The 22,985-nt window shown below is 70.7% G+C and carries 21 protein-coding genes; 10 read left to right on the top strand and 11 right to left on the bottom strand.

Annotated features, from left to right (window positions below; genetic code table 11):
• Position 1 precedes the first annotated feature (1 nt).
• Entirely contained in the window at positions 2-343 is a 342-nt protein-coding gene (locus ACZ60M_RS14725; RefSeq protein WP_465418273.1) for an RNA polymerase-binding protein RbpA, read from the bottom strand.
• 514 nt (positions 344-857) lie between these two features.
• Between ACZ60M_RS14725 and ACZ60M_RS14720 the strand changes: the two genes are divergently transcribed.
• Positions 858-2,222 (top strand): Hsp70 family protein, encoded by a 1,365-nt coding sequence (locus ACZ60M_RS14720; RefSeq protein WP_465418272.1) that lies wholly within the window; start codon positions 858-860, stop codon positions 2,220-2,222.
• Between the two features lie 3 nt (positions 2,223-2,225).
• Here the strand turns inward: ACZ60M_RS14720 and ACZ60M_RS14715 are convergent, their stop codons facing one another.
• The 4 genes from ACZ60M_RS14715 to ACZ60M_RS14700 form a co-directional block, all read right to left on the bottom strand.
• Positions 2,226-2,786, bottom strand: a complete 561-nt coding sequence (locus ACZ60M_RS14715; RefSeq protein ID WP_465418270.1) for a PadR family transcriptional regulator — start codon at positions 2,784-2,786, stop codon at positions 2,226-2,228.
• A 191-nt stretch (positions 2,787-2,977) separates the two neighbouring features.
• Positions 2,978-3,541 (bottom strand): hypothetical protein, encoded by a 564-nt coding sequence (locus tag ACZ60M_RS14710; RefSeq protein WP_465418268.1) that lies wholly within the window; start codon positions 3,539-3,541, stop codon positions 2,978-2,980.
• A 45-nt stretch (positions 3,542-3,586) separates the two neighbouring features.
• The gene (locus ACZ60M_RS14705; protein WP_465418266.1) at positions 3,587-4,930 is read right to left on the bottom strand and encodes a UDP-N-acetylglucosamine 1-carboxyvinyltransferase; all 1,344 of its coding nucleotides are present in this window, start codon (positions 4,928-4,930) and stop codon (positions 3,587-3,589) included.
• 93 nt (positions 4,931-5,023) lie between these two features.
• Positions 5,024-5,962, bottom strand: coding sequence for a LysR family transcriptional regulator (locus tag ACZ60M_RS14700; protein WP_465418264.1), 939 nt, complete (start codon positions 5,960-5,962; stop codon positions 5,024-5,026).
• A gap of 393 nt (positions 5,963-6,355) precedes the next feature.
• On the opposite strand from ACZ60M_RS14700, the gene ACZ60M_RS14695 reads away from it, so the two are divergent.
• Genes ACZ60M_RS14695 through ACZ60M_RS14680 form a run of 4 tightly spaced genes read left to right on the top strand, consistent with a single transcriptional unit; the run spans position 6,356 to position 9,006 of the window.
• Positions 6,356-6,736 carry a CBU_0592 family membrane protein gene (locus ACZ60M_RS14695; protein WP_465418262.1) on the top strand — a complete coding sequence of 127 codons (381 nt, stop codon included), beginning with the start codon at positions 6,356-6,358 and terminating at the stop codon, positions 6,734-6,736.
• 26 nt (positions 6,737-6,762) lie between these two features.
• A complete protein-coding gene (locus tag ACZ60M_RS14690; RefSeq protein ID WP_465418260.1) occupies positions 6,763-7,410 on the top strand; it encodes a response regulator in 648 nt (215 codons plus the stop codon).
• Positions 7,410-8,021: an IMPACT family protein gene (locus ACZ60M_RS14685; RefSeq protein WP_465418258.1), complete on the top strand. Its 612-nt coding sequence runs from the start codon at positions 7,410-7,412 to the stop codon at positions 8,019-8,021. The genes ACZ60M_RS14690 and ACZ60M_RS14685 overlap by 1 nt, the downstream gene beginning before the upstream one ends.
• Positions 8,022-8,031: 10 nt before the next feature.
• Positions 8,032-9,006: a glycoside hydrolase family 43 protein gene (locus ACZ60M_RS14680; RefSeq protein ID WP_465418256.1), complete on the top strand. Its 975-nt coding sequence runs from the start codon at positions 8,032-8,034 to the stop codon at positions 9,004-9,006.
• Here ACZ60M_RS14680 and arfB read toward each other — a convergent pair.
• From arfB to ACZ60M_RS14660, 4 genes are read right to left on the bottom strand one after another with little or no spacing between them, the layout of a single operon-like run.
• Positions 9,003-9,422 carry an alternative ribosome rescue aminoacyl-tRNA hydrolase ArfB gene (arfB, locus tag ACZ60M_RS14675; RefSeq protein WP_465418254.1) on the bottom strand — a complete coding sequence of 140 codons (420 nt, stop codon included), beginning with the start codon at positions 9,420-9,422 and terminating at the stop codon, positions 9,003-9,005. The two genes, ACZ60M_RS14680 and arfB, sit on opposite strands and share 4 nt — an antisense overlap.
• Before the next feature lie 9 nt (positions 9,423-9,431).
• Positions 9,432-10,475 carry a phosphotransferase gene (locus ACZ60M_RS14670; RefSeq protein ID WP_465418252.1) on the bottom strand — a complete coding sequence of 348 codons (1,044 nt, stop codon included), beginning with the start codon at positions 10,473-10,475 and terminating at the stop codon, positions 9,432-9,434.
• Positions 10,476-10,516: 41 nt separating this feature from the next.
• Positions 10,517-13,009: a DEAD/DEAH box helicase gene (locus tag ACZ60M_RS14665; RefSeq protein ID WP_465418250.1), complete on the bottom strand. Its 2,493-nt coding sequence runs from the start codon at positions 13,007-13,009 to the stop codon at positions 10,517-10,519.
• A gap of 36 nt (positions 13,010-13,045) precedes the next feature.
• Positions 13,046-13,843 (bottom strand): exodeoxyribonuclease III, encoded by a 798-nt coding sequence (locus ACZ60M_RS14660; RefSeq protein ID WP_465418249.1) that lies wholly within the window; start codon positions 13,841-13,843, stop codon positions 13,046-13,048.
• A gap of 114 nt (positions 13,844-13,957) precedes the next feature.
• Here ACZ60M_RS14660 and ACZ60M_RS14655 point away from each other — a divergent pair, with 114 nt between their 5' ends.
• From ACZ60M_RS14655 to ACZ60M_RS14635, 5 genes are all read left to right on the top strand, one after another.
• Entirely contained in the window at positions 13,958-16,228 is a 2,271-nt protein-coding gene (locus ACZ60M_RS14655) for a hypothetical protein (RefSeq protein ID WP_465418248.1), read from the top strand.
• Between the two features lie 55 nt (positions 16,229-16,283).
• Positions 16,284-17,063, top strand: a complete 780-nt coding sequence (locus tag ACZ60M_RS14650) for an exodeoxyribonuclease III (protein WP_465418247.1) — start codon at positions 16,284-16,286, stop codon at positions 17,061-17,063.
• 57 nt (positions 17,064-17,120) lie between these two features.
• On the top strand, positions 17,121-18,086 hold the full coding sequence (locus tag ACZ60M_RS14645) for a coiled-coil domain-containing protein (RefSeq protein ID WP_465418245.1): 966 nt from the start codon (positions 17,121-17,123) through the stop codon (positions 18,084-18,086).
• A 12-nt stretch (positions 18,087-18,098) separates the two neighbouring features.
• Complete coding sequence (locus tag ACZ60M_RS14640; protein WP_465418244.1) at positions 18,099-18,737, top strand: maleylpyruvate isomerase N-terminal domain-containing protein; 639 nt, start codon at positions 18,099-18,101, stop codon at positions 18,735-18,737.
• 256 nt (positions 18,738-18,993) lie between these two features.
• Positions 18,994-20,067 carry a 3-deoxy-7-phosphoheptulonate synthase gene (locus ACZ60M_RS14635; RefSeq protein ID WP_465418242.1) on the top strand — a complete coding sequence of 358 codons (1,074 nt, stop codon included), beginning with the start codon at positions 18,994-18,996 and terminating at the stop codon, positions 20,065-20,067.
• A 54-nt stretch (positions 20,068-20,121) separates the two neighbouring features.
• On the opposite strand, the gene arfA is transcribed toward ACZ60M_RS14635, so the two are convergent.
• Positions 20,122-21,627: an arabinosylfuranosidase ArfA gene (gene arfA, locus ACZ60M_RS14630; RefSeq protein WP_465418240.1), complete on the bottom strand. Its 1,506-nt coding sequence runs from the start codon at positions 21,625-21,627 to the stop codon at positions 20,122-20,124.
• 123 nt (positions 21,628-21,750) lie between these two features.
• A complete protein-coding gene (locus tag ACZ60M_RS14625) occupies positions 21,751-22,758 on the bottom strand; it encodes a LacI family DNA-binding transcriptional regulator (RefSeq protein ID WP_465418239.1) in 1,008 nt (335 codons plus the stop codon).
• Between the last annotated feature and the right edge of the window lie 227 nt (positions 22,759-22,985).

Genomic DNA, 22,985 nt, shown 5'->3' with positions numbered 1-22,985 from the left:
GCTAGCGCTCGCCGCGGCGGGCGCGCATCTCCTGCAGGCGCTCGTCGAGGATCTCCTCGAGCTCCTCCATCGAGCGGCGCTCCAGCAGCATGTCCCAGTGGGTGCGCGGCGGCTTGACCTTCTTGGTCTCCGGCTCCTCGCCGTCCACCAGCTTGGCCACGGTGCCGTCGAGACGGCACTCCCACGTCAGCGGGATCTCCGCCTCCACCGCGAACGGCACCTCGAAGCGGTGCCCCTGCGGGCAGACGTAGTCGCGGGTCTGGCGCGGGGCCAGCTCCGTGTTGCGGTCAGACTCGTAGCTGACGGCGCCGAGACGGGAGCCCCTCAGCATTCTGTCGCCCATGTTCCCCTGCACTTCCTCTGGAGCATTCGCTTTGCCACACGCGGCCGACCCGGTCAGCCCTGGGCCGGCGCACTCTTCCCCAGCCGATCACGCCGATTCCTGGGGTTTTCGCTTCGTACAACGCCGGGACGCGGCCGGATACTTCCCGGTACCACCGTTCCCAGGCGCCGCGTTCGCGATGCGGACCCCCAAGTGTGGCCCGGCGCTCCTGCGGCCGCCCACGGACGTCCCCTTGAAGTGTGACACAACACCGGCCCGTATCCGCGCGGCCGAGCACGTGAGATGCCGCTCGTCCCGTTCCGTGCCGGACATCCCCGGAGGCAAACGCCGTCAGGCACCTTCCGGCCAGCCGGGTCCTAACGGGGCGTGGACTACCGGTGAACGCCGATCGGGTCGCATCAGGCGTGGACGCGCCCAGTAAGGTGTCCTTCAGGCAAGACGCGTCTACGGCTCGCAAGCGGACTCGGCGAAGCTTGCAAGCCATAAATCGGCTTCGCCGAGAGGGAGTATTCACATGCACGTGCTAGGCATCGACTTCGGAACCTCGAACACCGTCGCGGTGCTGCGTTCGGCCGACGGACGCGTACGCCCCCTGCTGTTCGACGGCGCCCCGATCCTGCCTTCGGCGGTGTACTACAACTCGGACGGCCGCATGCTCGTCGGCCGCGACGCCGAGCGCAACGCCCGCATGGACCCCGCCCGGTTCGAGCCGAACCCCAAGCGCCGCATCGACGACGGCTCGCTGTTCCTCGGCACCTCCGAGATCCCGGTGCCGCAGGTCTTCGCGTACGTGCTGCAGCAGGTGGCCCTGGAGGCCCAGCGCCAGGCCGGCCAGATGCCCGGCCAGGTGCGCCTGACCCACCCCGCGCGCTGGGGCGAGCGCCGCCGCGCCATCCTCGTCGACGCCGCCCGCCTCGCCGGGCTCCCGACCCCGCAGCTCATCCCCGAACCGGTCGCCGCGGCCTCCTACTTCACGTCCGTGCTCGGCACGGCCGTCCCGCCCGGGCGCTCCCTCGCGATCTACGACCTCGGCGGCGGCACGTTCGACGCCACCGTGGTGCGCCGCACCCAGACCGGCTTCGAAGTCCTCGCCGAGGAAGGCGTCGGCGACATCGGCGGCCTCGACTTCGACCACGGCATCGTCGAGCACCTCGGCAAGACCTACGGCAAGTCCCACCCGGCCGAGTGGCAGCGGCTGCTCACCCCCGCCGACGACCGCGACCGCCGCTACCGCCGCATGCTCTACGAGGACGTGCGCGGCGCCAAGGAGACCCTGTCGCGCACCGCGAGCGCCGACATCCACCTGCCCGCGCTGGAGGTCGACGCGCACCTGACGCGCGCGGAGTTCGAGGAGATCGCCCGCCCGCCGCTGGAGCGCACCGTCGACTGCCTGCAGCGGGCCATCCAGTCCGCGCGCATGAACCCCGCCGACCTCGTGGGGATCTTCCTCGTCGGCGGCTCCTCGCGCATCCCGGCGATCTCGCAGCTCATCCACTCCAAGCTGGGGGTGCCGCCGCAGACGTTCGAGCAGCCCGAGACCGTCGTCGTCGAAGGCGCGGTGCGCGCCGCGTCCGGCCCGGCCCCGTCCGAGCAGCCGATGACGCGCCCGACCTCGGGCGGGCCGGTCTCGCCCGGGCACATGTCCGCGCCCCGCCCGCCGGTCCAGGCGCCCGTCCAGGCCCCGCAGATGCTGCCGCCCCAGACGAGCTACCAGCAGCCCGCCCCGGCCCCGCAGCAGGCGTACCAGCAGCCGCAGCAGCAGCACCCCGGGAAGCGCCCGCTCACGCAGGAGCCCGCGGTGCTGGTGACCGGCGCGGCCGTCATCATCCTGATCGTCATCTTCTTCGTGCTGCTCTCGACGATCCTGAGCAACGGCTAGGCCCTAACCGCCGCGCTGCTGGACCGTGAACCCGGCGCGGCGGTTCAGGTCGGCGACCTGGCGGTCGAGCCAGTCGATCTCGGTGAGGTTCACCGACCGGTGGATCTGCATGAGGCCCTTGCGGAACGGCGATTCGAGCCGTTCGGGCGGGATCGGCACGCCCTGCTCGTCGAAGAACAGCTGCGCGGGCTGGTCGAGGAACTCGCGCCGCCGCGCGAGCACGAGCGCCTGCTCGCGCGGGTTCTCCAGGTGGTGGAGGAACGCCAGCAGCACGTACCACTTGTTGTCGTCGGTGATGAACCCCGGTTCGGGGTCCCGCAGCCACCGGCGCAGCTGGTCGGTGCCGGTCTGGGTGATCTCGAGCATGTGCCGCGGCGCCGCGACCGAGCCCGGCGCGGTGCGCCGCGTGAGGCACTGCGCGTCCTCGAGTTTCTTGATGGTCGGGTAGAGCGTCCCGTCGGCGACGGGACGGACGTGCCCGGCGAGGCTCGCGACCCGGTTCTTGAGGTCGTAGCCGTGGAGCGGGAAGTCCCGCAGGAATCCGAGAATGGCCATCTTCAGCATGCGTCCATTATGGCAGTTCTCACAAGATATATCGACTCCGAGGTAAAAAACCTCGTTGTCAGTCAACGGAATCGGCCCTCTGAACAACGCGCACGGGCTGCGCCCGCGCACTCACCAAAAAAGACAGAGCCTCCCGTTTCCGCTGTTCAGCAAGCGGATCGGGAGGCTCGGGCGGTGCCAGTCGAGGGGCGTCAGAGGAGGTCGAAGAACCAGACGAGAAGATAGCCTGCAGCGGCGAGGCAGGCGATGACCGCGAGGAGGACGAGCCATCCGGCGGCGGCCTCCATGATGCCCGGTCTGCCGTCGTCGCCGGTCGCGGCGGCGACGGGCTCCCACACTGCGTCGTCGATGATCCGCATGGGGGCCAGGGCCTTCGCGGGCGGGTACCAGGCGCGGGACTGCGACTTGGCCGCGGTGCGGTTGGCGGGCTGGAGGCGCCCGCGCCGGTTGTAGGAGAACAGGGCCACTTCGGACTCGTCGGCGAGGGCTGCGATCTCGGGGCTCACCGGCATCGTGGCGTACAGGCGCCGCTTGCGGTCGGGGGAGCCGGTGCCCACGATCATCGGCACGTCCTCGGCGGTGATCTCCAGCCCGGGGGACTTGGCGGCGACCACGGCTTTCGTGGACTCGACGGTCGCCTCCCACTGCGGGCTGCCGATGACGTGGCCTTCGACCTTGTCGAGGTGCTTGAGGTGGGCCTGGACGAGGCTCAGGAGCGCGAAGGTCTGGGGCGGCACATCGGGCGGCATGTTCATGAATGGAAGTGTCACATACGGTCGCGTGCTGCTCGCGGCCGTGGTTCAGAACGGCTCGATCTCGGCCCCGAGCAGCTGGAGCCGTTCGGCGAGCTGCTCGTAGCCGCGGTGGATGACGTCGATGTGCCGCAGCTCGGAGGTGCCCTGCGCGCGGAGCATCGCGAGCAGGAGGACGACGGCCGGGCGCAGCGCGGGCGGGCACACGACTTCGGCGCCGCTCCACTGCACCGGGCCCTCGACCTGGAGCCGGTGCGGGTCGAGCAGCTTCACACGGGCGCCGAGCCGGTTGAGCTCGGTCAGGTAGATCGCGCGGTTCTCGTAGACCCAGTCGTGGATCATCGTCCCGCCCTCGGCGCAGGAGGCGATGAGCGCGAAGAACGGCAGGTTGTCGATGTTGAGCCCGGGGAAGGGCATCGGGTGGATCTTGTCGGCGGCCGCGCGCAGCGGCGAGGGGTGGACGGTGAGGTCGACCAGGCGGGTGCGGCCGTTGGCGGCCAGGTACTCGGCGCTCCTGGAGTAGGCCAGGCCCATCTCCTCGGCCAGGGCCAGTTCGATCTCGACGAACTCGATCGGGGTGCGGCGTACGGTGATCTCGGATTCGGTGACGATCGCGGCCGTGACGAGGCTCCAGGCCTCGATGGGGTCCTCGGCGGGCGCGTAGTCGACGGCCTCGTCGATGTGCTCGCGGCCGTACACGGTGAGGGTGGTGGTGCCGACGCCGTCGATGCGAACGCCGAGCCGCTCGAGGTACCAGCACAGGTCCTGCACCTGGTAGTTGCAGGAGGCGTTGCGGATGACCGTGACGTCGGGGAAGCGGGCGGCTGCCATGATCGCGTTGGCGGTCACGGTGTCGCCGCGTTCGGTCAGGACGATCGCGCCCGGCGGCTCCACGTGCTCCTTGACGGTGGCGCGGTAGCAGCCGTGCGAGCGTTCGACGGAGAGGCCGAAGCGGCGCAGGGCCGTCAGGTGCGGTTCGACGGTGCGGTCGCCGAGTTCGCAGCCGCCCGCGAACGGCAGTTCGAACTCGGGGTAGTCGTGCAGGAGCGGGCCGAGGAACATGATGATCGAACGGGTCCGGCGGGCGGCGTCGGCGTCGATGCGGGTGAGGTCGAGGCGTTCGGGCGGCTGGAGGCGCAGGTCGCCTTCGGGGCTGAGCCATTCGTGCTCCACGCCCATCGAGTCCAGGACCCGCAGGATGCGGTTGACCTCCTCGATGCGGGCGACGCGGCGCAGCACGGTGGGGCCGCGGTTGAGCAGGCTCGCGCACAGCAGCGCCACCCCGGCGTTCTTGGAGGTCTTGACGTCGATCGACCCGGTCAGGGCGGTGCCGCCGCGCACGCGCAGGTGCCGGGGGCCGGTGGGCGCGGGCTCGCCGCCGTAGTCGAACATGCGGTCAGCGTAACGGAATCCAGTGTCCAGTAGGGTCAATCACGTTCACTGGTTCGCCCAGCTCAGCGCTGTTGTATGCGGTTTCGGGGCGGTTCAGGATCGTGTTTCGGGGAGCGGCCCGATGCCTTCTGCGGCGCGCACCTGCTCGTTCAGCAGTTCCATGACTGCCGCGACGGAGGGCCGCCGGGCGCCGCCGCGCAGCGTCACGGCCTGGAAGTGCCGGAACGGCGTGAACGGCCCGGAGACCGGCACGCGCACGAGGTCGAGGTGGTGGGGGAGGTCCACCAGGCGGGGGATGAGCGCGACGCCCATCTTGTGGGCGGTCATGACGGCGATGACGTTCCATTCGCGGGCCTCGCCGGTGACGGTGGGCCGGAACCCGGCGTTGGAGCAGGCGGTGAGGACGTGGCGGCGGTGCATGGACCCGGGCACGCCGATGATCCACGGCTCGCGTTCGAGTTCGCGCAGGTCGACCGCGTCCTGCTTCGCGCACCAGTGCCCGCCGGGAACGACGAGGTCGAACGGGTCGTTGAAGACCGTCTGCGCGTCGAAGCGGATGTCCTCGGGCGGCGGGTTGTCCGGGGTCGCCTCGACGAGCGCGAGGTCGGCCTCCCCGGCGAACAGCAGGTCGAAGCTCTCGGAGGCCTCGGCCTCGCGCAGCCGCACCTCCAGCGCGGGGTGGCGGGTGCGGGCGGCGCCGACCAGGGGCGCGAGCAGTGTCGCGATGGCCGTGGGGAATCCGCACAGGCGCAGCATCCCGGACGGTTCGCCCTCGGTGGCCTGGAGTTCGGCCTCGGCCAGGCGCCACATGGCCTCGATCGCGTCGATGTGGGCGATGAGGACCTGAGCGGCCGAGGAGAGCCTGACGCCGCGCCCGACCGGCTCGAGGAGCGGCACGCCGAGGTCCTTGGCGAGCAGCCGGATCTGCTGCGACGCTGCGGAAGTGGACATGTGCAGGGCTTTCGCGGCGCCGGAGACGGTGCCGTGGTGGGCGATCGCCCGCAGCACGTGCAGTCTCCTCAGGTCGATCACGGTGTGGCCCCAATCCCTTTAGCGTTCGCTTCACGATGAGTTTCGCAAACTAGCGTCACCAAGGTGTTGTAGCCCGGACGATTGGGACCTTAACCTCGTATCGAGCGTGAGAACAGTGCGCGGAGGCTGCCAGGGGCGGTTTTCGGCCGGCGCTCGTCCCTGAGAACGAAACCCGAAGCCTTGTAAGGAGGACACGGTTATGCAGTGCTGCCCGTTTTGCGGTTGGCCCGACGATGATCCGGTGACGACCGTGTCCGAGCGGAGCAGACCGAGCGGCCACCCGGCCGCGACCCTGTAACCCCTCGGTCTCCCTCTCCTCTCCCTCCTTGCCGCCGCGCCGACGCATGCGCGGGGCGCCTTCCTGCCTGCTTCACGTTCTTTCGAGGTCTTCCCATGCACGAGTTCGACATCCGCATCCTGTTCCAGATCATCGGCGCGCTGCTGTACATCACCAACTTCCTGCTGCTGCAGACCCACCGCATCCACGCGACGAAGCCCGCCTCGCTGCTGCTGGTCATCTCGGCCTGCTCGATCCTGCTGACGGCCGCGATCATCGGCCACGACTGGGGTCTGATCCTCCTCGAGGGCACCTGGCTGTTCCTGGTGACCACGACGTTCGCGATCCGGCAGCGGTCGGCGCGCCGCCAGGCCGTCCTGAAGCGCGAGGCCGAGGCCTCGGCCGTGGGGAACCTGCACAGGCGCAGCACGCCGGTCGCCGAGCCGGTGCCGGCGCCTGTGGCGCGCGAGCGGGAACTGGCGGGCGCCGCCGCCTAGCGGCCCGCGCCGGTTAGGCTCGGGGCGTGGCAATCCGAGTGCTGATCGCAGACGACCAGGAGATGGTCCGGGCAGGGTTCCGGGCCATCATCGACGCCCAGCCCGACATGGAAGTGGTGGCCGACGCCCCCGACGGGGTGATCGCGGTTTCGGAGGCCCGGCGGCACAAACCCGACGTGTGCCTGTTCGACATCCGCATGCCGCGCCTGGACGGCCTCGAAGCCACCCGCACGCTCCTCGCCGGAGCGAACGGCACCGGCCCGCGCATCGTCGTCGTCACCACCTTCGACACCGACGAGTACGTGTACGGCGCTCTGCGTTCGGGCGCGACCGGGTTCCTGCTCAAGGACTCGGGCCCCACCCTGCTCGTCGAGGCGGTCCGCGCCGCCGCGAGCGGCGAGTCGCTGATCTCCCCGTCCGTCACCGTGCGCCTCCTGGAACGGCTCACCGAGCCCGTCCCCGAGGGCCCGAAGGCCTCGCACGTGCTGACCGAACGCGAACTCGACGTCGTCGAACTCGTCGCGCGCGGCAAGACCAACGCCGAGATCGCCGAGTCCCTGTTCGTCTCCGTCTCCACGGTGAAGACGCACCTGGAGGCCGTGCGCGCCAAGCTCGGGGTCCGCAACCGCGTGGGCATCGCGGCGTGGGCCTGGGAGCACGGCGTCGTCGGCTGATGCGCACCATCGCCGTCGCGCAGTCGGCGACCGAGACCGTGGTCAACCGGTCCCGGTTCATCTGCACGCTCTACCGGGTCGCCTCCGATGCCGAAGCGCGCGAACGCATCAGCGCGCACCGGAAAGCGAACTGGGATGCCACGCACAACTGCACCGCCTACGTCCTCGACGACGGCCAGTCGGCCCGCTCCAACGACGACGGCGAACCGGCCGGGACCGCCGGGGTCCCGATGCTCGAAGTGCTGCGCGGGCGCGACATGACCGACGTGCTCGCCGTCGTCACCCGCCACTTCGGCGGCGTGAAGCTCGGCGCCGGCGGCCTCGTGCGCGCCTACGGCGCCTCGGTCTCGGCCGCGCTCGACGCGGCGGGCACCGTCGAGCTCGCGCACTGGCAGCGGCTCACCGTGCGCGTCGACTACGGCCTGGCCGGGAGCCTCGAAGGGCTGCTGCGGCTGCGCGAGGACGTGCGGCTCGCCGGGGTCGACTTCGGCGCCGAAGTGGTCTTCGACCTGGCCTGTTCCGATGCCGAACTGCTGGTGGACTGGCTCGCGTCCCAGTCCGCGGGCGCGGCGGAGGTGGAGCCTTCCGGGACGCTCCGCGTGGAGTTGTAGCATCACCGTTGTGACCGATAACAGTGTTGCTTCCGAGCAGGCTCTGCCGAACCCCTTCATCCTCGAACGCGCCGACCCGCAGATCACCCGGCACACCGACGGACGGTACTACTTCACCGCCACGGTGCCGGCCTACGACCGCATCGTGATCCGCGGCGCCGACACCCTCCTGGGCCTGCGCGACGCCGAAGAGACCACCATCTGGACCCAGCACCCCGAGGGGCCCATGGGCTCCCACATCTGGGCCCCGGAGCTGCACTGGATCGACGGCGCCTGGTACGTCTACTTCGCCGCCGGTGAGGCCGAATCGGCCACCGCCGACGTCTGGCGCATCCGCATGTACGTCCTGGAGAACCGCAACGCCGACCCCCTCACCGGCGAATGGACCGAGAAGGGCCAGATCGAGACCCCTATCGACTCGTTCTCCCTCGACGCGACCACCTTCGCCCACAACGGGACCCGCTACCTGTGCTGGGCCCAGCACGACCCGGGCCTCGAAGGCTCCAACACCAGCCTGTACCTCGCCGAACTCGCCAACCCCTGGACTCTCAAGAGCGCGCCCGTGGAGCTCTCCCGCCCCGAACTGCCCTGGGAGACCATCCGCTTCGCCGTCAACGAAGGCCCCTACGCGGTCGTTCGCAACGGGAAGGTCTTCATCACCTACTCCGCGTCCGGCACCGGCGCCGAGTACTGCATGGGCTTGCTCACCGCCGACGCGGACGCGGACCTCCTCGACCCGGCCTCGTGGACCAAGCACCCCGAGCCGGTCTTCACCACCAGCGAGGCCAACGGCATCTACGGCACCGGCCACAACGCCTTCACCGTCGACGAGGACGGGAACGACCTCCTGGTCTTCCACGCCCGCGCCTACGAGGAGATCGTCGGCGACCCGCTCGACAACCCCGACCGGCACTGCCGCGTCCAGCCCTTCGGCTGGAACGAGGACGGCACCCCCGACTTCGGGAAGCCCCTCCCCGAGAACTAGTCGTCGGTGCTGCGGCGCAGCTTCTTGACGTCCGAACGGCGGCGCTTGTCCTCCAGGCGCCGCCGTTTCGCGCCCTTCGACGGCTTCCTGGCCACACGCGGGGGCGGCGGCGCGGCGATCGCCCGCCGCATGAGCTCAGCGAGCCGCTCCTGCGCCGCTTCACGGTTGCGCAGCTGCGAGCGGAACTCGGACGCGGCGATGACGACCGTCCCGTCGACCGCCCGGTCCCCGAGGCGCGCGAGCGCCCGTTCGATGAGCGCGGGCGGCAGTGCTCTCGTCCCGGCCAGGTCGAACACGAGCTCCACGCGCGAGTCGGTGGTGTTGACGCCCTGCCCGCCGGGGCCGGAGGACCGCGAGAAGCGCCACCGCAGTTCACTGTCGGGAATGGCGATGGACTCGGTGACTTGGACGGGCATGGCGGTCTCTCAGGTGTCGAGGGCGTTGCGGGCCCAGCGGACGAGCATGTCGAAGATCGGGCGGCGCCGCTGGAGCACCGCCGCGTCCTCGGCGGCGTCGTAGTCGGCGCTGGCGATCGGCTTGCCCGCGGCGAGGCGGGTGAGCATCGCGGGGGCGAGCCAACAGTACTTGGCGGCCCCACTGGCGGCGATGGCTTTTCGAGTGGCCGTCCCGTTTTCGTACCCGGCCTCGGCGAGCCCGGCCACGTAGGCGTCGGTGACGAGCGCTTCGGTCTCGGCGAGGCGGTCCACGGGCTGGAGGCCGTCGAAGAAGGTGTCGGCGATGAGGTTGGCGATGTCCTCGCCGATCGCGCCGCGCCCGGTGAACGACCAGTCGAGCAGGACCGGTTCGCCGTCGCGCTGGACGAGGTTCATCGGCCATACGTCGAGGTGGCAGATCGTCTGCGGCAGTTGCTCGGCGACCGTGAAGAGGTCGGCGCGGCGCTCCCAGATCAGGCGCAGGCCCTCGCGGGTGCCGGCGGGCCAGTGGTCGGCCGCCGCCGGGTGGTCCCAGGGAATATCGCTGTATTCAAGGCGGCCCGCGTACTGGCGCAGGAAACCCCGCGTATACCAGGGCATTTCGATGCCGTCCTGTTGCAGCGCTTGCACGACGCCGAGCCTGCGGGCGAAGTCGGCGAGCATCGGGACGGTCCAGTGGCGGCCGTGGACGCCGTCGACCGCTTCGAGCCACAGCTCCAGGCTCCCGTCGGGACGCTCGCCCGAGGCGAGCAGCGCGGGCGCCCCGATCCCTGCCGCCGCACCGTACGAGGCGGCGAACCCGCTCGTGTAGGCGAGGTATTCGCGCCGCCAGTAGTTCCAGTGCCGGGGGTCCTCGGAGGCTTTCCAGTGGTCGAAGCCGCCGCCGTTCGGCGTGAGGTGCTTGAGGATCGCGTCGCCGCCGGGCCCGGAGACGCGCCAGATGCCGCCGGTGGCCTGGTTGCCGGTGTTGTGCTGGAGGGCGGCGACCGTGTGGAGCGGGCCGCCGACGGGGGAGTGGAGCGGGTCGGTGAGCACCGGCCGATTCTGCCACCCGCCCCGCCGGGGGCGCGATCCGTCTAGTCCGTGAAGTCCTCGACGGCCATGACGACGGTGCCGGTCTCGTCCGAGGCGTCGAGGTCGACCTTGAAGACCATCGCCCAGTCCTTGTCGCCCGCCGGGTCGTCGATGGTCTGGCGGACGGTCCAGGTGCGGCCGTCCTTGGCGATGTCGAGGTACTCGCTGCCGCGCGCCGCACCGGCGGTGCCGATGTCGTCGTGGGCCTGGAAGTACCGCTCCAGGACCGCGTCCCATTTGGACACGGGCCAGCCGGTCTCCAACGCCGCCAAGGCGTCGACGCGGTCGGCGGCCGCGAGCTCGACGTGGCGGAACGCGGCGTTGCGCACGGCGATGGTGAACGCACGCTCGTTGTCGGTGAACGCCCGGGCGGGGCGGCCGGTGTCGATGTCCTCTTCCTCGCCGGGGTTGGTCAGCTGCTCCCACTCGTTGATCAGCGAGGAGTCGGTCTGGCGGATCGTCTCGCCGAGCCACGCGGTGAGGTCGTCGAGCTCGGCCCCGCCGGTGTCCTCCGGGAGCGTCTGGACGAGCGCCTTGTACGCGCTGGAGAGGTACCGCAGCAGCAGGCCCTCGGCGCGCGGGAGCCCGTACAGGCCGATGTACTCGCCGAAGCTCATGCGGCCCTCCCAGATCTCGCGGAGGATCGACTTGGGTTCGAGCTGGTAGTCCGCGGCCCACGGGTGGCTGGTCCGGTAGACCCCGAACGCCTCGTCGAGGAGGTCGGCGAGCGGCTTCGGATAGTCCACTTCGGTGTCTTCGAGCTGGTTCATGCGGTCGTAGTAGTCGAGGCCGTCGGCCTTCATCGCCTCGATCGCGGCGCCCTTGGCCTTGCTGCGCTGGGCGGCGAGGATCTGGCCGGGGCCTTCGAGGGTCGCCTCGACGATCGAGACCACGTCCATCGCGTACGTGTCCGACTCGGTGTCGAGCAGTTCCAAGGCCGCCAGTGCGAACGGCGCGAGCGGCTGGTTGAGCGCGAAGTGGTCGGGCATGTCGACAGTGAGGCGGACTTTGCCGTCCTCGATGACGACGATCCCGGCGTCGCGGAGGGTGCGGGCGATGGTGAGCGCGGTGCGGGCCATCTTCAGCTGCGTGGCGCGGTCGGCGTGCGAGTCCTCGATGAGGGTGCGGACGTGTTCGAAGGTGTTGCCGGGGCGGGCGAGCAGGTTGATGAGCATCGCGTGGGTCATGCGCATGCGCGACTGCAGCGGTTCGGGCGGGGCCTCGGAGAGGGCGGCGAAGGTCTCGTCGGACCAGCCGACGAACCCCTCAGGGGCTTTCTTCTTCGCCATCTTCTTGCGTTTCTTCGGGTCGAGCCCGAATTTCTGCATGGCCTTCTCGTTCTCGATGACGTGGTCGGGGGCTTCGCAGACGACGAAGCCCTCGGTGTCGAATCCGGCGCGGCCGGCGCGTCCGGCGATCTGGTGGAACTCGCGGGAGCGCAGGCGGCGGGTGCGGCGGCCGTCGTATTTGGAGAGGCCGGTGAAGACGACGGTGCGGATCGGCACGTTGATGCCGACGCCGAGGGTGTCGGTGCCGCAGATGATCTTGAGCAGGCCCTGCTGGGCGAGGCGTTCGACCAGGCGCCGGTATTTGGGGAGCATCCCGGCGTGGTGGACGCCGATGCCGGAGCGGACGAGCCGGGCGAGGGTCTGGCCGAATTTGGTGGTGAACCGGAATCCGCCGAGTGCGGTACTGATGGCGGCCTTGGCGTCCTTGTCGACGAGGTTGAGGCTCGACAGCGACTGGGCGGTGTCGAGGGCGGCGGCCTGTGTGAAGTGCACGATGTAGGCGGGGGCGCGGTTGTTGTCGACGAGGTTCTCGACGGTTTCGTGCAGCGGGGTCTTGCGGTACTCGTAGTGCAGTGGGACGGGCCTGGTGGCGGAGGCGATGAGCGCGGTCTCGCGTCCGGTGCGGCGGGTCAGGTCGGTTTGGAAGAACTCGGTGTCGCCGAGCGTCGCGGACATGAGGGTGAACTGGGCGCGGTGGAGTTCTAGGAGCGGGACCTGCCAGGCCCAGCCGCGGTCGGGTTCGGCGTAGAAGTGGAACTCGTCGGCTACTACCGAGTCGCAGTCCAGGGCCGCGCCTTCGCGCAGGGCGAGGTTGGCGAGGATTTCTGCGGTGCAGCAGATCAGGGGCGCGTCGGGGTTGACGGACGCGTCGCCGGTGAGCATGCCGACGTTCTCGTGCCCGAACTGCTCGCACAGTTCGAAGAACTTCTCGGAGACGAGCGCTTTGATCGGTGCGGTGTAGAACGAGGTGCGCTGGTTCGCGAGTGCGTTGAAGTGCGCGGCGGCGGCGATGAGGGACTTGCCGGACCCGGTGGGGGTGGCGATGATGGTGTTCTGGCCGGTGCAGATGGCCAGGAGGGCCTCTTCCTGGTGCTCGTAGAGGACGATCCCGGAGTCTTCGGCCCATTGCGCGAAGGCCGTGTAGACGTCGTCGGGTTCGGGCGTGTTCGAGGACGGCAGGTAGTCGATGAGGCTCACGGGGTTCAATGGTGCCCTTTCGCCCTGCCGGGCGGCCAGCCGGGTCTAGTGGTCGTACGTCACCAGGACGGGGGCGTGGTCGGACCAGCGCTGGTCGTGGGCGGGGGCGCGGTCGACCCAGGCTTTGGTGGCTTTGGCGGCGAGGCCGGTGGTGGCGACGTGGAGGTCGATGCGCCAGCCGGCGTCGTTGTCGAAGGCGCGGCCGCGGTAGGACCACCAGGAGTAGGGGCCTTCGGTGCCGGGGTGGAGGGCGCGGACGACGTCGACGAAGGTGCCGGTGCCGTAGAGGTCGGTGAGCCAGGCGCGTTCGCCCGGGAGGAATCCGGCGGTCTTCTTGTTGGCTTTCCAGTTCTTGAGGTCGGCTTCGGCGTGGGCGATGTTCCAGTCGCCGCAGACGAGGAGTTCGCGGCCGCCTTCCTGGGCTTTCTTGGCGGCTTCGGCGAGGTATTCGGCGAAGACGGTCATGAAGCGTTCCTTCTCGACCTGGCGGGGGGTGTCGGTCTCGCCGGAGGGGAGGTAGAGGCTGGCGACGGTGAGGCCGGGGAGGTCGACTTCGGCGTAGCGGCCGTGGTCGGCGAATTCCGTGTCGAATCCGGTGCGGACGGCTTCGGGTTCGCCCCGGGTGAGGACGGCGACGCCGGCGCGTCCTTTGGCGACGGTGGAGGGGGCGACGTGCCAGTGCCAGCCGCCTGCTTCGAGGGCTTCGGCGGGGACCTGGTCGTGGGCGGCGCGGACTTCTTGGAGGAGCACCACGTCCGCTTGGGTCTGTTCGAGCCAGGGGACGATGCCTTTCTTGGCGGCGGCCCGGATTCCGTTGACGTTGGCGGTGGCGATGGTGCGCATCGGGCCAGCCTAACGCGGGGGTGTGACGTCGGGCGGTTTCGGCGCGGCGGGGTGTGGTGAAGGTCAGGCGGCCAGGCGGCCGGGGACGGCGCGGGGACCCCATAGACTGCTGGCATGACTTGGGAGGCGGGCGTGCGGGTGCGCGGTGCGTGGGTGCGGGGTTTCGCGGCCGTGCTGGCGGTGGTCTGCGGTGCGTTGGCGCTGCCTCCGGCGGCTGCGGCGGCTGAGGAGGACGAGGCTGCCGGGGTCATCGTGTTCGGTGTGCCGGGTCTGGCGTGGACGGATATCGACGAGTCGGTGACGCCGAACCTGTGGGCGATGGCCGGGTCGGGTGCGTCGGCGTCGATGAGCGTGCGCACGATCGGGTCGTGGACGTGCCCGGAGGCGGGCTGGTTGAGCCTGGGCGCCGGTGAGCGCGCGGGCGGTGCGGCGCCCCGGGATGCGCAGTGTGCGGCGCAGTCGCAGCTGCAGGCGCCGGTGGACACCGGTGACGGCTGGTCGGTGGAGGGCTGGGACGCCCTGGTCGAGGCGAACGAGTCGTTCAACTACGGGGCGCGGCTCGGTTCGCTCGCGGACGCGGTCGCGGAGATGGCGGTCGAGCAGGAGACCGCGGCTGCCGAGGCCGAGGCGGCCGGTGAGCCGGTTGTGGAGCCCGACCCGGGTGCGTGCGTGGCGGCGATCGGGGACGGGGCGGCGCTGTCCGCTGCGGACACTGAGGGCCGGATCGCGTTCTGGGCGCCGGAGATCAGTGCGCTGCCTGAGGCGATGGCCGCGTGCGACGTGGTGATCGTCGACCCGGGTGTGGTCGTCGGCGACACTGCCGACAACGCCCCGGACACGAGCACGGACTACGACCAGCTCGGCGAGGACGACATCGGGGTCGGCTCCGACGAGGAGACCGGCCCTGCCGACGCGGGGGAGATCGAACCGGAGCCCGACTCGGTGCGGGCCCGGGCGGCGGCCGAGGCCGACGCCGCCGTCGGCGCGGTCGAGGCGGCGCTGCCGGACGACTGGCGGCTGCTGGTCGCCGGTGTCGCGGACGCTTCGGCGCCGTCGGCGCTGCACCCGGTCCTGTACTCCGGTGCGGGTGTCGAACCGGGCGACCTGACCTCGGCGACTACTGGCCGCGACGGGTACGTGCAGCTGGTGGACCTGACGGCGACCGCGCTGGCGGTCGTGGGCGCGGACGTCCCGGCGACGGTGGCGGGCGCGCCGATCCAGGTCCTGCCGGACCCGGACCGCACGAGCGGTGAAGCGGTCGCGCAAGGTATTGATGAGACGGCCGCGTCGCAGTCGGTCATCTCGGTGAGCTTCGTCTTCTATTCGGTCCTGTCCGGTGTCGGCGTGATCGGCGTGGCCGCGGCGGTGTGGCTGCTGTGCGGCAAGGACCGGTTCCGCCCCCTGGCGCGCACGGTGTGCCTGGCGGTCGCGGCGATGCCGGTGGCCGGTGTCGCGGCCGGTATCCCGCACTGGTGGCGCGCGGGCAACCCGCAGCTGGCGTTCTGGCTGATCATCGCCGCTGGCATCGCGGTCCTCACCATTGCCGCCTCGCTGCCGTGGACTAGGAGCGGCGCGCGCCCGGTCTGGGTGATCGCCGGGACCGCCGCGCTGCTCATCGCCGTCGACCAGGTCTCCGGTGCGACATGGCCGCTGCACACCCCCATGGGGTACACCGCCCAGGCGGGCGCGCGGTTCACGGGCCTGGGCAACTACGCGTTCAGCGTGTTCGCGGCCGCCGTGATCCTCCTCGTGGCGTTCCTGCCGTGGAAGGGCCGCGCCCGCGTGTGGGGCCCCATCGCGATCGGGGTGTGCGCGGTCGTCATCGTCGGCGCCCCGAACCTCGGGCGCGACATGGGCGGGACGCTCACGCTCGTCGCCGCCGGCATCCTCTGCTGCCTGAAACTGTGGGGCCGCAGGCTCTCGCTCGGCGCGCTCGCCCTCGCCGGGGGGATCGCGTTCGCGGTGTTCGCGATCGGCGGGTTCCTGGACTACCTGCGCCCGCAGGAGGACCAGACGCACCTGGGCCGGTTCGTCGGGTCTGTCCTGGACGGCACCGCCATGAACATCCTCATCCGCAAAGCCGACGCCGCGATCGGCACCATCGGGCGCCCGTTGACGTGGATCTCGGTCGCCGCGCTCGTCGGCGCGATCGTCATCTGGCGCAAACGCGCCCCGATCCGCTCGAATGAAGTCGCGGCCGCCGCGATCGGCCTGGCCACCATCGCCGTCCTCGGCGCGGTCGTCAACGACTCCGGCATCGCCGTCACCGGGTTCACCACCGCGATCGGGTTCGGGCTCCTCGCCGTCGCCGTCGGACCCCGCACCGAACGTGCCGAACCGGCCACACCGGACCCTGTGGAAGCGGCCCCGACCAGCGGAAACTGACCCGCGCACCCCGGGTCCGCTCACCGCGGACCCGGCGGCGGGTAGGGTGAGGCCCATGCGCGTGGCCACGTGGAACATCAACTCGCTCAAAGCCCGCCTCGACCGGCTCACCGGCTGGCTCGAGACCGCCGAGCCGGACGTGGTCTGCCTCCAAGAACTCAAATGCGCCGACGCGGACGTGCCCGTCGACGCGATCAGCGCCGCCGGGTACGAGATCGCCTCGTGGGGCACCGGCCGCTGGAACGGCGTCGCGATCCTCTCGCGCGTCGGCATCGCGGACGTGCGCCGCGGCATCGCCGACCAGCCCGAGTTCGGGGACGCGGCCGAACCGCGGGCGATCACCGCCACGTGCGGTCCCGTCCGCGTCCAGTCCCTGTACATCCCCAACGGCCGCGACACGGCCGACCCGCACTTCCCGTACAAGCTCGCGTTCCTCAAGGCCCTCGCCGCCGACGCCGCCGCGGACGCCGCCGGGGCCCTCCCCTTCGCCGCCCTCGGCGACTACAACATCTGCCCCACCGACGACGACCTCTGGGACGTCGCCGAATGGACCGGCACCACCCACATCACCCAGGACGAACGCGACGCGCTCGCCGCCGTGCAGGCCGCCGGGCTCGCCGAGGTCTACCCCCGGGCCCTCAAATACGACCAGCCGTTCACGTTCTGGGACTACCGCAACCTCGACTTCCCCAAGAACCGCGGCCTGCGCATCGACCTCGTCCTGGCCAACCCCGCCTTCAAGGCGGCCGTCACCGACGCCTACGTCGACCGCAACGAACGCAAAGGCAAAGGCGCCTCCGACCACGCCCCCCTCGTGGTCGACCTCGATTTGTAAACCGGCCGCCGCCCAGCCGGGGCGGCGACCCGACCCTCCGGAAGCAGACCTCCACCCGTGCGCAGCAAGCAGATCCTCCCCGTAGTGCTCCTCGCCGCCCTCGTGGCGTTCTTCCCCGTCCCGGCCTCGGCCGAACCCGACGAGAAGACCCTCGAAGCCGACCTGGCCGAGGCCATCGACAAGGTCGCCGACGCCGAGGAGGCCGTCGACGCCGCCAACGCGCGCGCCGCCGAACTCGAAACGCAGATCGCCGACACGCAGGCCCTGTTCAACGAGCTCACCACCGACCTCAACGAGTACGCGGTCTACCTCCACACCGAGGGCGAACTCCAGACCACCAACGCGGTCCTCTCCTCCGAGAACTCCCGCGACCTCGTCGACGCCATGACCTACACCGGGTTCCTCGGCGGCGAGCGGGCCGCGCTCATGAACGAGGCCGGGGCGCTCCTCGACCAGCTCGAAGCCGAGCAGGCCGCGCACGCCGACGAGGTCAAAGCCGCCGAAGACGCCTTGAACGACGCCGAGAAGGCCGCCGACGAACTCGAAGAGCAGCTCGAAGACCTCCGCGCCGAGGAAGCCTCCGGGCCCGGCTCCGACGGCGGCGCCCCCGCCGCCGAAGGCTACGGCGGCGACAGCTCCGGCTGCACCGAGGACGACCCCACCACCGACGGCTGCCTCACCCCGCGCACCCTCCACATGTACAACGAGACCAAAGAAGCCGGGTTCGACCACTACGTCTCCTGCTACCGCTCCGGCGGCTCCGGCGAGCACCCGCTGGGCCGCGCCTGCGACTGGGCCGCCGACGAATCCGGGTTCCAGAACGAGGACGCCTCCGGCGACGACAAGACCTACGGCGACCAGCTCGCCTCCTGGTACGTCAACAACGCCGACGCCCTCGGCGTCGAATACGTGATCTGGTACCGCGAGTTCTGGTCCCCGTCCTCCGGTTGGCGCTCCTACTCCGGCGCCGGAGGCGACCCCGCCTCCGACCACACCAACCACGTCCACGTCTCCATGCGCTAGAAAGCGAACCGAATGTCGAGCATCCGCGACCAGTACCTCGCCGCCGCCCGCACCGCCCTGGACCTCGCCGGGGACGACGCCGTCACGAACGCCTGGACCGGCCCGTCCGCGCTGGCGGGCTTCACCGTCGGCGGCCTCGCCACCCACCTGCTGCAGCAGATCACCTCGGTCACCGCCGGACTCGCCGCCGACCACGCCGGCAAGGACACCGTGACCCTCTTCGGCCACTACGACCGCGCCGCCTGGCTCGCCGCCGACATCGACAACGACTACAACACCGGCATCCGCGACGGCGGCGAGAAAGCCGCCGCAGCCGGTCCCGAAACGGTCATCGCCGACGCCTCGAGCGCGTTGAGCACTCTGGAGACTGCGCTGGCGGCCATGGACGGCACCGAGACCAGCGGCAACACCCGCTGGCCCTACGCGATGACCCTCGACGACTTCCTGCGCACCCGCATCATGGAACTCGTCGTCCACGGCGACGACCTCGCCTACTCCGCCGGGATCGACACCCCCGAATGCGACCAGGACGCGTTCGACACCGCCGCGTGGATGCTCACCCGCCTCGCCGCCAAACGCCACGGCCAAGCCGACCTGGTGCGCGCCCTCGCCCGCGCCGAGCGCGCCCCCGAGACGATCAGCGGCCTGTGACACCCGCCCCGGGCCGTGGCGGGCCCCCGCGCGGGTGTGCTACGGTTCGGCGCATGTCTACGGTTGTTCGTGGTTATTGGCGCTTTACGCCGGCTCCGGGTGGAGCCCGGCGGCGCACGCGCTGACCGCAGAACACACCCGGAGCCAACAAGGCAGCGACACCAGTCGCTGCCTTTCGTCGTCAGGCGGGCCGGCACCGGGGGAGACCACGAGTGGACAGGACCCGCCTCGCAACCAGAGATGGGAACCGCACCCGATGAGCACGCCCACTGATCTGCCGCCGCAGACCAACGACCTGCGCGTCACCGCCTTCCAGCCCCTCGTCGCCCCCGCCGCCCTGCGCGCCGAACTGCCGCTCGGCGACAAGCGTGCCGCCCTGGTCGAGCGCAGCCGCCGCGAGGTCGAGCACGTCCTCACCGGGACCGACGACCGCCTCCTCGTCGTCGTCGGCCCCTGCTCCGTGCACGACCCGGCCGCCGCCAAGGACTACGCGCAGCGCCTCGCCGCCGCCACGGCCGACCTCGGCGACGCCCTCATGGTCGTCATGCGCGTCTACTTCGAGAAGCCCCGCACCACCGTCGGCTGGAAGGGCCTCATCAACGACCCGCACCTCGACGGTACCCACGACGTCGAACTCGGCCTGCGCCTGGCCCGCCGCGTCCTCCTCGACGTCCTCGACACCGGCCTCCCGGTCGGCTGCGAGTTCCTCGAACCCACCAGCCCCCAGCACATCGCCGACGCCGTCTCCTGGGGCGCGATCGGCGCCCGCACCACCGAATCGCAGGTCCACCGCCAGCTCGCGTCCGGCCTGTCCATGCCCATCGGCTTCAAGAACACCACCGACGGCGACCTGACCTCCGCTATCGACGGCTGCCGGGCCGCCGCCGGAGACCACGTGTTCTTCGGCGTCGACGAGGACGGCCGCGCCTCGATCGTCTCCACCTCCGGCAACCCCGACTGCCACATCATCCTGCGCGGCGGCCGCAGCGGACCCAACTACAGCCCCGAGGACGTCCGCGACGGCCTCGCGCTGCTCGCCAAGCACGGCATGCCGCAGCGCCTGGTCGTGGACGCGAGCCACGCCAACTCCGGGAAGGACCACGTCCGCCAGGCCGAGGTCGTCCGCGAACTCGCCGAGCGCATCGCCGCAGGGGAGCAGGGCATCGCCGGGCTCATGATCGAGAGCTTCATCGAAGCCGGCCGCCAGGAGCCCGCGCCCCTCGACACGCTCGAATACGGCAAGTCCGTGACCGACGCCTGCGTCGGCTGGGACGAGACCGAGGCGCTCCTGAACGAGCTCGCCGCAGCCGTCCGCGCCTCCCGCGCCTGACAACGAACAACGGGCCCGCAGCTTGCAGCTGCGGGCCCGTTTCGCGTTGCGCGCCTAGGCGATGCGGATGGTGTTCCAGCTCATTGCGGGCAGCTCGATGAACGCGACACCGTCCTTGACCGTGATCGCGCCGTTGGCGACCGGGGCCACGCGGGTCTGGTCGGCCAGGGTGTTCTTCGCGTTCGGGTCCTCGTCCGTCAACGTCGAGCACGACACATCGGTGAGACCGCCGAGCGAACCGAGGTCGACCTCGAGCGTCATCGGCGCCTCAAGGTCGCGGTTGACGGCGAACACCGTGTAGGTGCCGTCCTCGTTCGCCACGGCCACCGAGTGGAGCGCGGCGACGTCCCCGTACTTCTCGGTGCTGATCGATGGCGACGCGGCGTTGACCCGCAGGACCTTCCCGCGACCGAACTTCGAGGCCTCGGCGAACGGGAAGAACGTGGTCTGGCGCCACGCCGGCCCGTCCGGCTCGGTCATGATCGGCGCGATCACGTTCACCAGCTGCGCCAGGCACGCGGCCGTGACGCGGTCGCAGCGGCGCAGCAGCGTGATCATCAGCGACCCGAACACGACCGCGTCCATCGCCGAGTACACGTCCTCGAGCTGGCGCGGCGCGACCGCCCACGGCTCGTCCCGCTCGCCCGTGGGGGCGTCCTGGTACCAGACGTTCCACTCGTCGAAGGAGATGTTGATCTTCTTGTCGGTCTTCAGCTTCGCGCCGACCGCGTCCGCCGTGGCGGTGACGCCGTCGATGAACAGCTCCATGTCCTGCGCCGAGGCCATGAACGACTTGAAGTCGCCGTCGCGCGGCTGGTAGTAGGCGTGCGCGGAGATGTAGTCCACCGACTCGTACGACTGGGCCAGGACCTCGGCCTCCCACGCGCCGAACTCCGGCATGCCTCGCGACGAGGAGCCGCACGCGACGAGGTCGAGCTCGGGGTCGATGTACCGCATCGACCGCGCGACCTGGTCGGCGGTGCGGCCGTACTCGTGGGCGGTCTTCTGCCCGATCTGCCAGGGGCCGTCCATCTCGTTGCCCAGGCACCACAGCTTGATGCCGTACGGCTCTTCGTCGCCGTGCGAGCGGCGCAGGTCCGACCAGTACGTCCCGCCCGGGTGGTTCGCGTATTCGAGCAGGTCCAGGGCCTCCTGCAGGCCGCGGGTGCCGAGGTTCACGGCCATGTTCGGCTCGACACCGACGGTGCGGCAGAACTTCATGAACTCGCCGAGCCCGAACTGGTTGGTCTCGGTGGTGCCCCAGGCGAGGTCGAGGCGGCGCGGCCGCTCCTCCTTCGGGCCCGTGCCGTCCTCCCACCGGTAGCCGGAGACGAAGTTCCCGCCGGGGTAGCGGACCATCGTCGGGCCCAGCTCGCTGATGAGGTCGAGCACGTCCTGGCGCAGGCCGTCGGCGTCCGCGGTCGCATGCCCGGGCTCGTAGATACCGGTGTAGACGCACCGGCCCAGGTGCTCGACGAACGAGCCGAACAGCCGCTCGGGCACGTCGGCGACGGTGAAGCGCGGATCGAACTCGATGCGCGCGGAGTGGTGCTCGGCCATGTTCGCCTCCTGGCGGGGGGTCGGTTGTTCGCACGCCGACGCCGGGAGCGACACGCCACCGGGCCGGTTGCGCAGACGCTACCAGACCCGAACTTTACCGTTACAGGAGCGGGTGGGGGCTGGTCACAGCTCCTGCGCGGTCGAGGCCCGCGCGACCAGCTCGGGCTGGAACACCACGTTGCGGTGGGTGTGCCCCGCGCCCTCGGCGATCTCGTCGAACAAGAGCTGCGCGGCCGTGCGGCCCAGCTGCGAGCGCGGCTGGCGGACCGAGGAGAGCGGCACCGCGGCGGCCGCGGCGAAGTCGATGTCGTCGTAGCCGATGATCGCGCACTCCTGCGGGACCTTGATGCCGTGCATCGTCAGCGCCTGCAGCGCGCCGAGCGCGACGAGGTCGTTGGCGCAGAACATGGCCGTGGGCCGCTCCTCGAGGGCCAGCATCTGCTCGACGGCCTCGCGGCCCGCGGCGAAGTTGAGCCCGGCGGTCGTGAACACCTCCAGGGCGACGCCGCGCTCCTCGCACACCTCGCGGCACCCGGCGAGGCGGTCGGCGACCTGCGGGATCGAGGCCGGGCCTCCGACGAACGCGATGCGCGCGTGGCCCCGGTCGGCGAGGTGGCGGGCGGCGAGGCGGCCGCCGTGGACGTCGTCGACCGCGACCGAGCAGTGCGGGTGCCGCCCGGCGCCGCGGTCGACCAGGACCAGCGGGATGTCGTGTCCCGAGAGCCGCTCGATCCAGGACGCGGAGGTGTCGTCGACGGGGGTGATGAGCAGGCCCAGGACCCGCTGCTCCTCGAGGATCTCGAGGTGGCGGCGTTCGCGGCGGACGTCCTCGCCGGAGTCGCAGACCGTGACGACGCCGCCCGCGGACTCGATGAGCGGCTCGGCGCCGCGCACGACGTCGGTGAAGAACGGGTTGGCGACGTCCAGCACGACGACGGCGACGGTGCGCGAGCGCCCGGCCCGCAGCTGCCTGGCGGAGTCGTTGCGGACGTACCCGAGTTCGGCGATGGCGGCCTGCACCCGCGAGCGGGTCTCCTCGGCGACGGCCTCGGGCCGGTTGAGCACGTTGGAGACCGTCCCGACCGACACGCCCGCGGCGCGCGCGACGTCCTTCATGCTGGTAGTGGTCATCGTCACCTCACGAATGCTATCGGGAGCCCAGGGTAGTGCGGGGGTGCGCGCCGAAGGATCGACGCTCGTCGCTGCGGGCGGTTCCGGGGCCGAACGATCGCGGCGCCTTTGAAACGGTTCAACGGCGGACCCGGAGCTTGAGGAGCATATACCGAACCGTGTTCGAATTTCTTGCCGGTCACGCCTTGACAACCTGAGGCCCGAGGGTTTTAACTTATCGAAATCCC

Source organism: Glycomyces sp. NPDC050141 (genome assembly GCF_055586545.1).
Note: the sequence above shows the minus strand (reverse complement) of the source record. Positions and strands in the feature narration are given on the sequence as shown.

Excerpts from the sequence above, each read along its gene's own strand:
- ACZ60M_RS14725 (WP_465418273.1), bottom strand. The coding sequence starts at position 343 with ATGGGCGACAGAATGCTGAGGGGCTCCCGTCTCGGCGCCGTCAGCTAC.
- ACZ60M_RS14720 (WP_465418272.1), top strand. The coding sequence starts at position 858 with ATGCACGTGCTAGGCATCGACTTCGGAACCTCGAACACCGTCGCGGTG.
- ACZ60M_RS14715 (WP_465418270.1), bottom strand. The coding sequence starts at position 2,786 with ATGCTGAAGATGGCCATTCTCGGATTCCTGCGGGACTTCCCGCTCCAC.
- ACZ60M_RS14710 (WP_465418268.1), bottom strand. The coding sequence starts at position 3,541 with ATGAACATGCCGCCCGATGTGCCGCCCCAGACCTTCGCGCTCCTGAGC.
- ACZ60M_RS14705 (WP_465418266.1), bottom strand. The coding sequence starts at position 4,930 with ATGTTCGACTACGGCGGCGAGCCCGCGCCCACCGGCCCCCGGCACCTG.
- ACZ60M_RS14695 (WP_465418262.1), top strand. The coding sequence starts at position 6,356 with ATGCACGAGTTCGACATCCGCATCCTGTTCCAGATCATCGGCGCGCTG.
- ACZ60M_RS14685 (WP_465418258.1), top strand. The coding sequence starts at position 7,410 with ATGCGCACCATCGCCGTCGCGCAGTCGGCGACCGAGACCGTGGTCAAC.
- arfB (WP_465418254.1), bottom strand. The coding sequence starts at position 9,422 with ATGCCCGTCCAAGTCACCGAGTCCATCGCCATTCCCGACAGTGAACTG.
- ACZ60M_RS14660 (WP_465418249.1), bottom strand. The coding sequence starts at position 13,843 with ATGCGCACCATCGCCACCGCCAACGTCAACGGAATCCGGGCCGCCGCC.
- ACZ60M_RS14655 (WP_465418248.1), top strand. The coding sequence starts at position 13,958 with ATGACTTGGGAGGCGGGCGTGCGGGTGCGCGGTGCGTGGGTGCGGGGT.
- ACZ60M_RS14650 (WP_465418247.1), top strand. The coding sequence starts at position 16,284 with ATGCGCGTGGCCACGTGGAACATCAACTCGCTCAAAGCCCGCCTCGAC.
- ACZ60M_RS14640 (WP_465418244.1), top strand. The coding sequence starts at position 18,099 with ATGTCGAGCATCCGCGACCAGTACCTCGCCGCCGCCCGCACCGCCCTG.
- ACZ60M_RS14635 (WP_465418242.1), top strand. The coding sequence starts at position 18,994 with ATGAGCACGCCCACTGATCTGCCGCCGCAGACCAACGACCTGCGCGTC.
- arfA (WP_465418240.1), bottom strand. The coding sequence starts at position 21,627 with ATGGCCGAGCACCACTCCGCGCGCATCGAGTTCGATCCGCGCTTCACC.
- ACZ60M_RS14625 (WP_465418239.1), bottom strand. The coding sequence starts at position 22,758 with ATGACCACTACCAGCATGAAGGACGTCGCGCGCGCCGCGGGCGTGTCG.